This is a genomic window from Mesorhizobium sp. M0040, from assembly GCF_040323505.1.
Lineage (GTDB): Bacteria > Pseudomonadota > Alphaproteobacteria > Rhizobiales > Rhizobiaceae > Mesorhizobium.
Window position 1 is genome coordinate 16,349 of record NZ_JAMYVA010000015.1, and the last position, 14,269, is coordinate 30,617.

The 14,269-nt window shown below is 63.9% G+C and carries 14 protein-coding genes; 2 read left to right on the forward strand and 12 right to left on the reverse strand.

Annotation, left to right across the window (positions count from 1 at the left end):
- Positions 1-24: 24 nt before the first annotated feature.
- Both NKJ91_RS15410 and NKJ91_RS15415 read right to left on the reverse strand, forming a co-directional pair.
- Positions 25-972 (reverse strand): LLM class flavin-dependent oxidoreductase, encoded by a 948-nt coding sequence (locus NKJ91_RS15410; protein WP_352456281.1) that lies wholly within the window; start codon positions 970-972, stop codon positions 25-27.
- A gap of 130 nt (positions 973-1,102) precedes the next feature.
- Entirely contained in the window at positions 1,103-1,258 is a 156-nt protein-coding gene (locus tag NKJ91_RS15415; RefSeq protein ID WP_023678176.1) for a hypothetical protein, read from the reverse strand.
- A gap of 264 nt (positions 1,259-1,522) precedes the next feature.
- Between NKJ91_RS15415 and NKJ91_RS15420 the strand changes: the two genes are divergently transcribed.
- Positions 1,523-2,290, forward strand: a complete 768-nt coding sequence (locus tag NKJ91_RS15420) for an SDR family NAD(P)-dependent oxidoreductase (RefSeq protein ID WP_352451294.1) — start codon at positions 1,523-1,525, stop codon at positions 2,288-2,290.
- A 14-nt stretch (positions 2,291-2,304) separates the two neighbouring features.
- On the opposite strand, the gene NKJ91_RS15425 is transcribed toward NKJ91_RS15420, so the two are convergent.
- From NKJ91_RS15425 to NKJ91_RS15470, 10 genes are all read right to left on the reverse strand, one after another.
- On the reverse strand, positions 2,305-3,249 hold the full coding sequence (locus NKJ91_RS15425; RefSeq protein ID WP_352456282.1) for an ABC transporter permease: 945 nt from the start codon (positions 3,247-3,249) through the stop codon (positions 2,305-2,307).
- Positions 3,246-4,301, reverse strand: a complete 1,056-nt coding sequence (locus NKJ91_RS15430; RefSeq protein ID WP_352456283.1) for an ABC transporter permease — start codon at positions 4,299-4,301, stop codon at positions 3,246-3,248. Before NKJ91_RS15430 ends, NKJ91_RS15425 begins: the two co-directional genes overlap by 4 nt.
- Positions 4,301-5,791: an ABC transporter ATP-binding protein gene (locus NKJ91_RS15435; RefSeq protein WP_502901491.1), complete on the reverse strand. Its 1,491-nt coding sequence runs from the start codon at positions 5,789-5,791 to the stop codon at positions 4,301-4,303. The genes NKJ91_RS15430 and NKJ91_RS15435 overlap by 1 nt, the downstream gene beginning before the upstream one ends.
- A gap of 212 nt (positions 5,792-6,003) precedes the next feature.
- Complete coding sequence (locus NKJ91_RS15440) at positions 6,004-7,035, reverse strand: BMP family protein (RefSeq protein WP_352456284.1); 1,032 nt, start codon at positions 7,033-7,035, stop codon at positions 6,004-6,006.
- 152 nt (positions 7,036-7,187) lie between these two features.
- Positions 7,188-8,393 (reverse strand): 3-oxoadipyl-CoA thiolase, encoded by a 1,206-nt coding sequence (pcaF, locus tag NKJ91_RS15445; protein ID WP_352456285.1) that lies wholly within the window; start codon positions 8,391-8,393, stop codon positions 7,188-7,190.
- A gap of 142 nt (positions 8,394-8,535) precedes the next feature.
- Positions 8,536-9,297: an SDR family NAD(P)-dependent oxidoreductase gene (locus NKJ91_RS15450; RefSeq protein WP_023678183.1), complete on the reverse strand. Its 762-nt coding sequence runs from the start codon at positions 9,295-9,297 to the stop codon at positions 8,536-8,538.
- 13 nt (positions 9,298-9,310) lie between these two features.
- Positions 9,311-10,123, reverse strand: coding sequence for an ABC transporter permease (locus NKJ91_RS15455; RefSeq protein ID WP_352451299.1), 813 nt, complete (start codon positions 10,121-10,123; stop codon positions 9,311-9,313).
- Positions 10,123-10,986 (reverse strand): ABC transporter permease, encoded by an 864-nt coding sequence (locus NKJ91_RS15460; RefSeq protein ID WP_352451300.1) that lies wholly within the window; start codon positions 10,984-10,986, stop codon positions 10,123-10,125. The genes NKJ91_RS15455 and NKJ91_RS15460 overlap by 1 nt, the downstream gene beginning before the upstream one ends.
- Positions 10,987-11,062: 76 nt before the next feature.
- On the reverse strand, positions 11,063-12,226 hold the full coding sequence (locus NKJ91_RS15465; protein WP_352451301.1) for an ABC transporter substrate-binding protein: 1,164 nt from the start codon (positions 12,224-12,226) through the stop codon (positions 11,063-11,065).
- Entirely contained in the window at positions 12,207-13,337 is a 1,131-nt protein-coding gene (locus NKJ91_RS15470) for an ABC transporter ATP-binding protein (protein ID WP_352456286.1), read from the reverse strand. The genes NKJ91_RS15465 and NKJ91_RS15470 overlap by 20 nt, the downstream gene beginning before the upstream one ends.
- A 114-nt stretch (positions 13,338-13,451) precedes the next feature.
- Between NKJ91_RS15470 and NKJ91_RS15475 the strand changes: the two genes are divergently transcribed.
- Entirely contained in the window at positions 13,452-14,264 is an 813-nt protein-coding gene (locus tag NKJ91_RS15475) for a helix-turn-helix domain-containing protein (RefSeq protein WP_352451302.1), read from the forward strand.
- Positions 14,265-14,269 lie beyond the last annotated feature (5 nt).

A 14,269-nucleotide genomic window follows, 5' to 3' on the forward strand; every position in this document is an offset into this window, starting at 1 on the left:
CAAGGCGCGGACGACGGAGGCGCTTCAGCAGCCGGCGCGTGCTCCCTGTATCGAGCGTGACGCAAACGCCCCCGGCTGAGGGACATCGGCCTCGCGCCGTGCCAGCGAATTGCGCAAGAGCGCGATCGCCTCGCGGCCGGCGGTCGCAATCTCGCGTGGCCTGTCGACGCCGACGATCATGAACTCCTTGATCCCCAAAGCGGCGTAGGAAAGCAGCGACAGCGCGACCTGCGCCGGCGGCCCGGCAAGTTCGAGCGCCTTCTGGCAGGAAGCGGCCGGTTTGTCTTCCGAACGGATTCGGACGGGAAGCGCGAAACGCAGCTTGCCGGCCCGGCCGTGTTCGGCAGCAGCGCCGCGTACGCGCTCCATTGACTGGCGGATTTCTGCAAGCGAGCCAGGCGCCAGTTCGAACACGTCCGCATGCCTGCCCGCGACCCTGAGCGCAGTGCCCGACTGCCCGCCCATGCGGATGGTCACATCGGCACCATGCGGCCCCTTGCGCGGCACATAGCCGCCTTTGATGCTGTAAAAGGTGCCTTCATGGTCGAACGGCCTGTCGTTCGACCACAACCGCTTCAGCAGCACCAGATATTCGTCGATGCGTTGCCAGACCACTGTGTGGCCGGCCGGACGTGCCTCGGCATCGTCGTCGCTCAGCGGCTCGCTGAGCATCCTGAGCGACAGCCGGCCACCGCTTCTCGCGTCGAGGGCAGCGAGCTGCCGCGCCGCCACGGTTGGTTCGATCACGCCTGCCCAATGCGTGAGCACGACCTCCAGGGACGAGGTCCGGTCCAGCGTCTGGGCGGCAAGGTCCATATTGGTCAGCAGCCCGGCCTGGTCGTCGATGACGATCTTCCGGAATCCGGCATCCTCGATCAGTGACAGCTTCGTCGCGGTCTCGACATAGTCGTAGAAAAAGCTGGCGTCGGCAGCGTGGATCTTACCGGGAACATGCGTGAACTCGATTGGCATTGCCATCTCCTCCATCACGTTGGAATCAGGGCGCGCAAAAGCGCACCGGCATTCGGTTCATCAACTCCGGAATTTCTGCAAACGGCAGGCCGCTATCCCGAGGAAGCCTCGATGATCAGAGCCTTGACAATCAGGGGATAAGCCCCAGTACCACTGCCCCGGTGAATACAAACGCAAGGGCAAAGACGAGATAGGCGAAAGCGCCGGCATAGGCCGGCCGCCACACCTGGTCGGAACCCAGCCTTTGGCCTTTGCGGGCAGTCTGAGCGTTCTGGCTATAGGACATATCGACCTCCGTCTCGGCGCTTAATCTATAAAATCAGTAGACTTTGTCGAGTGCTATTTTCGCGCGATCCTTAGAACAATTTTCTCCAAACGGCGGACAAGTTGGTGCTTTTACTGCTTAGCGCTGCCTTTTGCGGCATGCCGGGGTGACGGCAGGAAAGGTCAGGTCCATGTGTCTGTGGCTCCTTGGCCATCCAATGGATGAGGGATAGCATCGCTTCAGCGGAAAGCCGCGACGTCACGGCAAGGCAGCAGGGAGCAAACCATGGGGACAAGACTGGCCGGCAAGGTCGCCATCATTTCGGGCGGCGCGACGGGAATGGGCGGTGCGGCCTCGGAGCTTTTCGCGGCCGAGGGCGCCAAGGTGGCGATCGTCGACCGCAACGGCGAAGCGGCGGCGGCTACCGCAGCGGCAATCAGGCAACGCGGCCATGTCGCCGAGCACTGGGTCGCCGACGTATCGGATGAGGCGCAGGTCGAAGCGGCGGTGAAGGGCGCGACGGAAAAATTCGGCCCGGTTACGGTTCTGTTCAACCACGCCGGCACCATCGTCATCAAACCCTTCCTGGAGACCACGCTGCAGGAATGGGACTGGCTGCATGCCGTCAATGTGCGTTCGATGTTCCTGATGACGCGCGCCGTGCTGCCCGGCATGATCGCCGCCGGCGGTGGTTCCATCGTCTGCACCTCGTCGATCTCGGCGGTGGCGGCGACGCCGATGGAGGTGCTTTACGACACCACCAAGGGCGCCTGCCACATGTTCGCGCGCGCCATCGCCGTCGAGTTCCGCGACCGCAACATCCGCTGCAATGCGGTCTGTCCAGGCTTCATCAGGACACCGCATGGCCTGCGCGAGGTCGCCGATCTCGACAAACTCGGCGTCGATGTCTCCGACGCGGCAATGGCGGCGCAACAAGGGCGGATCGGCGAGCCGGAAGAGGTCGCGAAGGCAGCCCTGTTCCTGGCCAGCGACGAGGCCAGCTTCGTCAACGGCGCCCATCTGTTCGTCGATAACGGCTTCACCGCGATGTGAAAGGCGAAGCGCCGCTACCGCTCTTCGCGCCGGAACGGCTTGAGCAGCGCCGACGGGGCCACCGCATTGCGCGACATCACCGCCATAGCGACGATGGTGAAGATGAACGGCAGCATCAGGAACGCCTCGTAGGGGATATGGCCAAGCCCGCTCGCCTGCATACGCAACTGCAAGGCGTCAACGAAGGCAAACAGCAGTGCCGCGCCTGCCGATCGCCACGGATCCCAGCGGCCGAAAACGACGAGCGCGATTGCCACCCAGCCACGCCCCGAAACCACACCGAAGGTGAAGGCGTTGAATTGCGCCATCGACAGGAAGGCACCGGCCAGTCCCATCAAGGCACCGCCGAGGATCACCGCCTGGAAGCGTGTTGCAATGACGCTGACGCCGGCAGAATCGGCGGCACGCGGGTTTTCGCCGACCATGCGCACCGACAGGCCCCAAGGTGTGCGGTAGAGCACGAAGGCGGCCAGCGGTATGGCCAGCATCGCCATGTAGACCAGCGAAAACTGGTTGAACACCGCCGGCCCAAGCACCGGTATGTCGGACAGGATCGGGATCGGCAGCGTCTCGAACCCCTTGATGTTCGGTGGCACCGATTGCTGTCCGAAGATCAGCCGGTAGAGGAAATAGGCAAGGCCCGACGAGAACAGCGTCACGCCGATGCCGCAGACATGCTGGCTGAGGCCGAGCGCTACAGTGAACAGCGCGTGCACGGCGCCCATCAGCGCCCCGGTCAGCACCGCCGCGAGCACGCCGAGCCAGAGGCTGCCGCTGAGGCTCGCCGCGGTGAAGCCGGTCATTGCCGACAAAAGCATGATGCCTTCGATGCCGAGATTGAGCACGCCGGCGCGCTCGGAGAACATCTCGCCCAGCGTCGCAAAGGCCAGCGGCGTGGCGATGCGGATGATCGCGGCCAGGAAGCCGACCTGGAAGATCTGTTCCAGCACCACGCTCATTTGGCTATTCCCACGCGACGGAGGCGATAGGCGGTGAACAGCAGCGCCACCAGCATGGCGAGCAGCGCCGTTCCCTGGATGACATCGCTGAGGAAGGCCGGAACGCCGGTCGCCCGCGACATCGCCTCGGCGCCGGTCATCACCGCGGCAAGGAAGATCGCCGCCGGCACGACGCCGAGCGGATTGAGCCTCGCCAGCATGGCGACGACGATGCCGGAATAGCCATAGCCCGGCGAGATGTCGCTCATCACCTGGAAATGCACGCCGCCGACCTCGCCGACGCCCGCAAGGCCGGCCAATGCGCCAGACAGCAGCGCCGTCGAAATCAGCACCCGCCCAACATTGATGCCGCCATAGCGCGCCGCCTCGGGGTTTTCGCCGGTGACCCTGATGCGGAAGCCGAGCGTGGTGCGCGCGACCACGAGCCAGATGACCGGTGCGGCGACCAGCGCCGCGACGACCCCGAGATGCAGCCGCGTGCCTTCGAGCAGCACCGGAAAATTGGCCGTATCCTCGATCGGCGGCGAGATCGGGTAGCCGCTGAAACTGTCCTTCCATGGCCCCTCGATCAGCGCCATCAGTGCGTAGAAAATGACCGAGTTGAGCAGCAGCGAGCTGACCACGTCATCGACCCTGAATTTTACCCGCAGCGTGGCGGGGATCAGGGCGACGGCCGCGCCGGCGGCAGCGCCCGCCAGCGCCATCAGCAGCATGGCGAGCGGCCCCGGCATCGGGATTGCACCGATGGCACAGCTCGCCACCGCACCAGCCAGCAATTGCCCTTCGGCGCCGATATTCCAGAATTTGGCGCGGAAGGCGACTGCCACGGCAAGTCCCGTGAAGATCATCGGCGCGGCACGCACCAGCGTTTCGGTGACGGCGTAGCTGTCGCCCAGCGACGCCGAAAACATAACGCCATAGGCCTCGATCACGCCGGCGCCAGCCAGTGCAATGAGGCCGCTGCACAGGATCAGCGTCGCGCCGATGGCGAGCAGCGGCAGCGCCAGATTGAACCAGGCGGGCGTTGAGGTGCGGGCCTCGAGACGGAACATCAGGCATGGCCCTCCGCTCCGGTCATCATCAACCCGAGTCTGGCGATGCTGGCGTCGGCGCTGTCCAGCGTGCCGACGATGCGGCCCTCATACATCACCGCGATACGATCCGAGAGCATCAGCAACTCTTCCAGATCCTCGCCGATGACGACGATGCCGCAGCCCTTGGCGCGCATGTCGAGGAATTTTTCGTGGATGAAGCGCGCGGCGCCGATATCGAGGCCGCGAGTCGGCTGCGAAACGATCAGCACCTTCGGATCGAAGGCGAGTTCGCGCGCCAGAAGCGCCTTCTGCAGATTGCCGCCGGAAAGCGCCCCGGCGCGCGTCATCGGCCCGGGGCAACGTATATCGTAGGCTTTGATCTGTGCCTCGGCGAAGGCGCGGATCGCATCCGGCTTGAGCAGGCCGTTGCGGCTGAACGCCGCCGTGCCGATGCGCGGCAGCACCATCGAATCGGCGAGCGGCAGATTGGTGACCAGTCCGGTCGTCATGCGGTCTTCCGGTATGCGGCCGAGGCCGAGCGCCTGGACTGTGCTCGGCGAGAACCGCGAAACTGTTTTGCCGGCTATGGTCATCTTCCCGGCATCGGGCGCACGCACGCCGGAGATGACCTCGGCAAGCGCGCGCTGGCCATTGCCGGAGACGCCGGCGATGCCGAGGATCTCGCCGCCACGAACCGACAGCGAAACATCGCGCAGCGCCATGCCGGAATGATGCGATGTCGAGATACCGTCGAGGGTCAGCACGGCCGCACCCGGCATCGACGGTCCTCTGGCCGGAGGCACGATCTCGTGGCCGCACATCAGCCGCGCCATCTCCGACGACGTGGTGCTGGCCGGCGCATCGACGCGGCCGGCAACGCGCCCATGCCGGAGCACGACGCAGCGATGCGTCAGCGCTCGCACCTCGTTGAGCTTATGCGAGATGAAAATGATGCCGAGCCCTTGTGCCGCCATCGAGCGCAGCGCCGAAAACAGCCCGTCGACCTCGGTTGGTGCCAACACCGCCGTCGGCTCGTCGAGGATCAGCAGCCTTGCGCCGCGAAACAGCGCCTTGACGATTTCGAGCCGCTGTTGCTCGCCGACCGACAGCGCCGAGACGGGGAGGTCCGGGTCGAGCGTCAGCCCGTGCTGGCGGCCGATCTCGGCGAGCCGCGCCAGCCCGCCGGCGCGGTCGATCCGGCCCGATCTGCCGGGAATGCCGATCAAGAGGTTCTCCAGCACCGAAAGCCGCGGTGCGAGATGAAAATGCTGGTGCACCATGCCGATGCCGGCGGCCAGCGCATCGGCCGAACTGTTGATCGCCACCGACCGGCCCTGCACCAGGATCTCGCCGGCATCGGGCGCATAGGCGCCGAACAGCACGTTCATCAGCGTCGTCTTGCCGGCGCCGTTTTCGCCGAGCAGCCCGAGGATTTCACCCGGCGCGACACTGAGATCGACGGCCTCGTTCGCCTTGACGGCGCCAAAGCTCTTGGAGATGCCGCGCATTTCGATGAGAGGGGCAGGCGTTGACAAGGCGGGATCCTGGTGGCGTTGACGCCGATATCCCTCCCCCTTGAGGGGAGGGTGCCGAGCGAAGCGAGGCGGGAGGGGTCCCCTCAGCTGCCTCGACGTTTAGACCGAAAAAGATGGAGCGCGTCGCCGAGGACCCCACCCGGCCCTGCGGGCCACCCTCCCCTCAAGGGGGAGGGATGCGCCGCTCAGTCTGAGACCGGCGTATTCTCATCGACGTCGACGCGGAAATTGCCGTCGAGGATCTCGGCCTTCTTCTTCTCGACCAGTTCCTTGACCTCGGCCGGCAGCGTCTTGTCGAACTTGTGGTAGGGCGCGAGGTAGGAGCCGCCCTTGGCCATGCGCGAGAAATCGCCGTAATCCTGCGCGGTGAAGACGCCGGCCTTGACCAGCTTGATCGCCTGCTCGACGGTCGGATACATATCCCAGACCGGCCCGGTGATCACCGTGTCGGGGCCGAGGCTCGACTGGTCCGACATGTTGGAAATGGCGAGGATCTTCTTCTCCGCCGCCGCTTCGATGACGCCGAAGCGCTCGGCATAGATGACGTCGACGCCTGCGTCGATCTGGGCGACAGCCGCTTCCTTTGCCTTTGGCGGATCGAAGAACGAGCCGATGAAGGCGACCTTCTTCTTGATGTTGGGATTGACCTCTCTGGCGCCGGCAAAGAAGGCGTTGACCAGCCGGTTCACTTCCGGAATGCCCATCGCCGCGACGGCGCCGATCGTGCCTGACTTCGACATCTTTCCGGCGATCATGCCGGACAGATAGGCCGGCTCATGGATCCAGTTGTCGAAAACGCCGAAATTCGGCTCGGCCGGCCCGGCGCCGGAGCCGAACAGGAAGGCGGTCTTCGGGAACTGCTTGGCGGTCCTGCGCGATTCGCGCTCGGCGGCGAAAGCATCGCCCAGCACCAGCTCATAGCCGCCTTGCGCATATTCGCGCATGACGCGGCTGAAATCGGCGGTCTGCACCTTCTCCGACCATTTGTATTCGATGCCGAGTTCCTTCTCGGCCTTCTGCAGGGCAACATGGATCTGGTTGTCCCACGGCTCCTCGATCGGCGTGGCGAAGATCGCCGCCACTTTCAGCTTGTTGGTCTTGGCAAAGGCGCTGCCAGGCAGCATCGCTGCCGCTAGGCCGAGCGCGCCCAGCTCCAGCACGTTGCGTCGCGAAAGCCCTTCGCGTTTCGATTGGATTCTGCTCTTCCCGTTGTCCATTGCATGCCCCTCTGATTGGCGCCGTGTCGAGCCGGCTCTCTTCTCTGGAATATCGGCGAAGGAACTATGGAGCGGTGCCCGGCTTTTGTCCACATGGTCAAATTTGAGTGGGCGGAACGCGCCATTAAATGGCCCGGCAAATCGACGCTTGCTCACAATCTCTCCAGCGCCACCGCGATCGCCTGGCCGACCCCGATGCACATGGTGGCGAGGCCGTAGCGGCCGCCGCGTTCGCGCAGTTCCAATGCCGCCGTGCCGGTGATGCGCGCTCCGGACATGCCGAGCGGATGGCCGAGCGCGATGGCACCGCCATTCGGGTTGACGTGCGCCGCATCCTCGGCAATGCCGAGCTGGCGCAGCACGGCGATGCCTTGCGAGGCGAAGGCCTCGTTGAGCTCGACGACATCGAACTGTTGCGGCGTCAGGCCGAGCCGGGCACACAGCTTTTGCGTGGCCGGCACCGGGCCGATACCCATGATGTGCGGCGCCACGCCGGCGGTGGCACCGCCCAGAATACGGGCGATCGGCGTCAGCCCATATCTTTTCGCGGCGGCTTCCGAGGCGATGATCAGCGCCGCGGCGCCGTCATTGACGCCCGAGGCATTGCCGGCCGTAACCGTGCCGCCTTGTCGGAACGGCGTCGGCAACTTGGCCAACGCTTCGATCGACGTGCCCCCGCGGGGATGCTCATCTCTGTCGACAACGACCGGATCGCCCTTGCGCTGCGCGATCGTCACCGGCGTGATTTCCTTTGCCAGCCGGCCATTGGCTTGTGCGGCTACAGCCTTGTCCTGGCTGCGCACGGCAAATGCGTCCTGGTCGGCGCGGGAGACAGCGAACTCTTCCGCCACGTTCTCGCCGGTCTCCGGCATCGAATCGACGCCGTATTGCTTCTTCATCAGCGGATTGATGAAGCGCCAGCCGATCGTGGTGTCGTAAATCTCGGCATTGCGCGAAAAGGCGGTCTCTGCCTTCGGCAGCACGAACGGAGCGCGGCTCATCGATTCGACGCCGCCTGATATCATCAGCTCCGCCTCGCCGGCCTTGATGGCGCGGGCAGCAATTATCACCGCATCCATGCCCGAACCGCAGAGACGGTTGACGGTCGAGCCCGAAACCTCCTTGGGCAGGCCGGCCAGCAGCAGCGCCATGCGCGCCACATTACGATTGTCCTCGCCGGCCTGGTTGGCGCAGCCATAGACGATGTCGTCGATGGCAGCCCAGTCGATGTTTGGATTGCGCTCGACCAGCGCCTTCAGAGGGATAGCGCCGAGATCGTCGGCACGGACCGCCGACAACGAACCGCCGAAGCGTCCGATCGGCGTGCGGATGTAGTCGCAGATATAGGCCTCGGCCATTATGCAGCCTTCCCGTTTGCGCTGATGGTTTCTGCTCGCGACCCAGCCATGTTGGCCGCATTCTCCTTGAGACGAAAGCACATCTCGCCGCCGGCCGTTAGGCCAAAGAGAATTTCAGCTGCCGCCCGCCGGGAGCGGCGGATCAGCCGATGCTTTCTCCACCGTCGATCACCAGCGCCTGACCGGTCATGAAGGACGAGCGGTCGGAGACGAGGAACAGGATCGCTTCGGCGATTTCCTCCGCGCTGGCCCAGCGCTGCATGGGAATTTTGGTGCGGACATAGTTCTCGATCGCTGCCCGCCCGCCCATCTGCGCGATGAACGGCTCGTTGAAGGGCGTATCGACCCAGCCGGGGCACAGCGCGTTGATGCGGACATTGTGTTTGGCATAGTCGAGCGACATCTGCCGGGTCATCGCCACCACTGCATGTTTTGACGTTGCGTAGGCGATCATTTCGCGGTCGTAGAACACACCCGAATTCGAGGCGGTATTCAGGATCACCCCGCCGCCTTGCGCGATCATCGACGGCATGACCAGCCTGGCCGCGAGGAACTGCGCCCGCACATTGATCCGCCAGGAGGCATCCATGCCGTCGGCGCCGACTTCGGTCAGCGTGCCGCCGACCTGGATCCCGGCATGATTGTGCAGGATGTCGATCCGCCGATGCCGGCCCAGCGTTCCCGCAATGAGCTGCTCGACCGCCGCATCCTCGCCGACGTCGGTGGCGACGGCCTCGGCCCGACCGCCGGCCGCACGAATGTCGGAAGCGGTTGCTTCCCCCGCCGCCTGGTCCCTGTCGGCGATCACCACGAGCGCGCCTTCCCTGGCCATCATCATGGCGCCGGCACGCCCGATCCCCGACCCGGCACCCGTCACCACGGCGATGCGATCTCTCAGAATCATGTTTTTTTATCTTTCAGTGTGATGGTTTTCGTTGCCGCAGTTGCCATTGGGCAAGCACCACGAGCAAAACGGAGGCGACGAGCACGATCGTCGCGATGGCATTGATCTCCGGCGTGACCCCGCGCCGGATCGAGGCGAAGACATAGATCGGCAATGTCGTCTGTGCGCCGGCGACGAAGAAGGCGACGATGAAATCGTCGAAGGAGAATGTGAAGGCGAGCAGGAAGCCGGCGATCACCGCCGGCATGATCTGCGGCAACACGATGCTGCGGAACGTCGTCAGCGGGGTGGCGTAAAGATCGCTCGAGGCCTCGACCAGATTGCGGTCGAGGCTGCCGAGGCGCGTGCCGACAATCATCGCCACCAGCGCCATCGAAAACAGCCCGTGCGCGGCGATGATCGAGCCATAGCCGAGCGCCAGGCGCGGTGGCTGGTCGTTCGGCCACAGCGAAGCGACAAACGGGTTGACCACCCCGAATAGCTGGACCAGCGCGACCAGCGTCGAGATGCCGATGACGACACCAGGAACGACGATCGCAGCACCCAAAAGCGCATCGAACACGGCTCGCGTCCGCACGCCGACACGCGCCAGGCCAAGCGCGGCGGCCGTGCCGCACAGCGCCGCCAGCAAGGCGCTGGTCGTGGCGATGAACAGGCTGTTCTTCAGCGCTTCGACCAGGAACGGGTTTGCCAGGGCCTTGCCGTACCATTGCACCGAGAAGCCAGTGAACTCGCTGGCGTGGTGGCCGGCGTTGAACGAAAACAGCACCACCAGCGCGATCGGAAGGTAGAGAAAGGCAAAGACTGCAACGACGAAGGCACGCATCAGATCAGGTCCACCCGGCGGGCACCCGAAAGCCGGGTCGAAATGCGGTTCGCGGCAAGCAGCACGACCACTGAAACCGCCACAAGTGTGATTGCGATTGCCGATCCGAATGGCCAGTTGCGCGATTGCAGGAACAGATCGACCAGCGCGTTGCCGATGAAGAAGACCTTGCCGCCGCCGAGTAGCGTCGGGATCAGATATTCGCCGAGCAGCAGGATCATGACCAGCGAGAAGCCGGTCATCACACCTGGCAGCGACAGCCGCAGCGTCACGCCGAGGAATGTCGAGATCGGCGTCGCGCCGAGATCGGCGGAGGCCTCCAGCAGCCGGCGGTCGAGCCGCTCGAGGCTGACATAGATCGGCAGGATCATCAGCGGCAGATAACCATAGACGATGCCGAGCAGAACCGCTCCCGGCGTGTTGATCAGCCGCACGTCCTCCATCCCGACATAGGCCAGCAGAGCTGGGATGCCGCGCCCGCCAAGCACATACATCCAGGCATAGGTTCGCATCAGCAGGCTGGTCCAGAACGGGATGACGACAAGCGCCAGCAGGATCAGCCGCCACCGTTCGGGTGCGCGCAAAGCGAGGTAATAGGCGACCGGATAGGCAACGAGAAGACAGGCCAGTGCGCCCGCCGGCGCCAGCACCATGGTGTTCCAGAAGGCGGTCGCCCGCGCCGGAAGATTGGCAAACTGCGCCAAGGTGAAAGCGGCCTGATAGCCGCCTTCCGGCGCCCGCTCGCCGACGCTGAAAACGGCAATCGCCACGAACGGCAAAACTAAAAACACCACCAGCCACGCCGTTGCTGGACCGAGCAGCAGGGCGGTCAGGAGATTGTGACGGAGGACGTTGCTGCGCATTGAAAAAACCGCCCGGGTGCCGGCGGACATCTGTCCGCCGGGGAGTTGCCTGCATCGAGCCTGTGGCCTGCCCGGTTCAAGCCGACTTGAAGCGTGCCATCAATTCGGCCCGGCCCGGATCGGTTAGCGTCGCAGCCGCACCGAATTCGAGCGGCTTCAGCAGATCCGCCGCCGGATAGAGGATCGGATTGTCCAGCACCTCCTTGGGCAGCAGCGCATTGACCCGCGCATCGGTGGAAGGCGCACCGTTGGCCAGGTGCTCCTTGACCGCGACTTTCGGGTTCATCAAATAGTTGAGCAAGGCATAGCCGGCAGGCTTGTTCGGCGCATCCTTGGGTATTGCGTAGAAGTCGGTCCAGATCTCGCCGCCTTCCTTGCCAAGCACGTAGGCGATTTCGGGGATGTCGCGGTGGAGCTGCGCCCCGTCATTGGTCCAGCACATCGTCATCCACGCGTCGCCGGCACGCATCGACGGCTGGTAGTCGCTAGAGACCGCGAACAGATGCGGCTTGACCTTCAGCAGCAATTCCTCCGCCTTGGCGAGTTCCTCCGGCCTCAGCGAGTTGAACGAGAAGCCGAAATATTTCAGCGCGTTGCCGATCGTGGTCAGCTGGTAATCATGAACCATGGTCCGGCCGTCGCCCTCCGCCATGGCCGTGTCCCAGAATTCCTTCCAGCTCGTCATCGGCTTGGTCAGTTTCTTGGTGTTGACGGCAAATCCGGTGGTGCCCCAATTCTTCGGCACAGCGTAGGTCACCCCGTCGATGGTGCCTTCCCCAGTGAAGCGCGGGTCTTCTTGCGAGCCGTCATAATTGGCAAGCTTGGCCATATCCAGCGCTTCGATGATGCCAAGCTTCTTGTAAGTCGAGATCGTGTAGTTGGTCGGAACGAAAAGGCTCCAGCCCGAGGCGCCGGCCTGCAGCTTGGCCAGCATCTCCTCGTTTGACCCGAACACGTTCACCTCGACGGCAACGCCGGTTTCGGCCTTGAAATTCTCGAACGTCGCCGGGTCGTGATAATTGGGCCAGGTGGCAATCGACATGCGGTCGCCAAGCCCCTCCTGGGCGAAGGCTGGCGACGGCATGATGCCGAGTTCGCGGGCCATTACTGCCGTTGCGATGCCTAGGCCGGTGAGGCCAAGGAACTCGCGGCGGCCGATGGAACCGCGCTTGAGGCGCATCAACTGGTCGACGAATTTTTCAGGGCTTATCGGCAGTCCGTCACGATACGATTTCGACATTTTTGTTTTCCCTCTGGTTGGTCCCGTTATTCTCCGGAAACGCCAGCGGCGTTCCGGCTGTAAAGCCGACGGCGACGGGTTCACCCGGCTTGAAGAGATTTCCACCGCCAACCAGATGATCGGCCTTGGCGAGCAGCGTCCCGATGCCTTGGACCTCGATTGCATATTCCGTGGTGGAACCGAGAAAGATCCGGTTGCGGACAAGCCCGTTCAGCCGGCCGCTTCCGGGCGCGCCGAGGCTTAAGGATTCAGGACGCAGGCTTACCGAGACGGCTTCGCCCTGGGCTAGCGAAGTGCGCTTGCGCGCGGCGATGACGGTGCCGTCAGCAAGCGCTACCTCGACGAGCTTGCCCGAGAGCCCGACGACCTTGCCGCTCAAGAGATTGGTCTTGCCGACGAAATCGGCGACGAAGAGGTCGGCGGGTTCGTCGTAGATTTCGCTCGGCTGCCCAAGCTGGACGATGCGCCCGCCATTCATGACGCAGACGAAATCGCTCATCGACAGTGCCTCTTCCTGATCGTGGGTGACCAGGACGAAGGTGATGCCGATCTCGCGCTGCAGGTTCTGCAGCTCTATCTGCATGTCGGTGCGCAGCTTCTTGTCGAGCGCCGCCAGGGGCTCGTCGAGCAGCAGCACCGCCGGCTTGTTGACCAGCGCCCGCGCCAGGGCGACACGCTGCTGCTGGCCGCCGGAAAGCTCATGGATCTTGCGGCGTCCATAGCCGGCAAGCCGAACCATGGCGAGCGCCTCGCCTGCCTTCAGGCTGATCTCCCGCGACGACAGGCGCGGCCGCGCCTGGCGTAGGCCATAGGCGACGTTGTCCGCCACATCCAGATGCGGAAACAACGCATATTGCTGGAACACCATGTTGACCGGCCGCCGATAGGGCGGCGTGCCGGCCATGTCGCGGCCACGGATGAATACCACACCTTCGCTTGGCTGTTCGAAACCGCCGATCATGCGCAAACAGGTTGTCTTGCCGCAGCCGGACGGCCCGAGCAACGCGACAAAGGCAGACGGCGGGATGGCAAGATCGATGCCGCTGACCGCGATCACGCTGCCGTAGCGTTTGGTGACCCCGCGAAACTCGATGTCGGGCACTGCGGTCAAAGCTGCGGGCTCCAGCGGCTAGTTGGTCTCGAAACGCTATCAGAGCCAATGGCGGCTAGTATATACCTCCCAGGTGGTATATTTCATCTATTTTCTCGTCTGGAGGGGTATGAATTGGGCGTTTCACGCAGGGATGAATACAGCCGGCTCGCTGCGCTCATCGCAGCGACGCGGGAGACGAGCGGCGAGCTTTTCGGCAAGGCGATGGTCGCCTGGCTCCGCCAGCATGTCAGCTTCGATCATTGCGTGATCTTCGGCTATCGCGGCGCCTCACGCCCGCCGCTGCTGTTCGAGACATTCTCGCCGGCCGAAAGCCACGTCTTCGTCGCGCTCTATCAGGAAGGGCCTTATCTGCTCGATCCGTTCCACCATGCGGCAGTCGAGCGCAAGGAAGGCTTTTGGCGCATGCGCGAATTGGCGCCGGATCGCTTCTATGCCAGCGAATATTACCGCTCCTATTACAGCCAGACCAGGCTTGCGGAGGAGGTCGGCTTTTTCGTGCCGCTGCCGGGAAAGGACGCGCTGGTGGTCTCGCTAATGCGATTGCGCGCTTCGGGGCCGTTCGGAACCGCCGATGCCAGGTTGCTGCGCGACATGGCGCCTGCGGTGATCAGCCTCGTCAGGCTGCGCTGGCCTACCCTTCCGGCTGACGGACCGGTTGGGACGAAGCAAGACGAGGCGATTGCTCCGGTCAGTGAGTTCGAACGTGCTCACATCTGGAAGAGCCTTTCGCTCACGCCGCGCGAGCAGCATGTCGTCGATCTGGTGCTTCAGGGCCATTCCACGGAATCGATTGCCAGGGCGATGCGCATCGTGCCGGGAACCGTAAAAGTTCATCGCCGCAACATTTACCGCAAGCTCAAGATAAAGTCGCAGGCGGGTCTGTTCGCGCGTTTTGTCGAGATCATGGACGCACGGATTCGGTAGTCCCA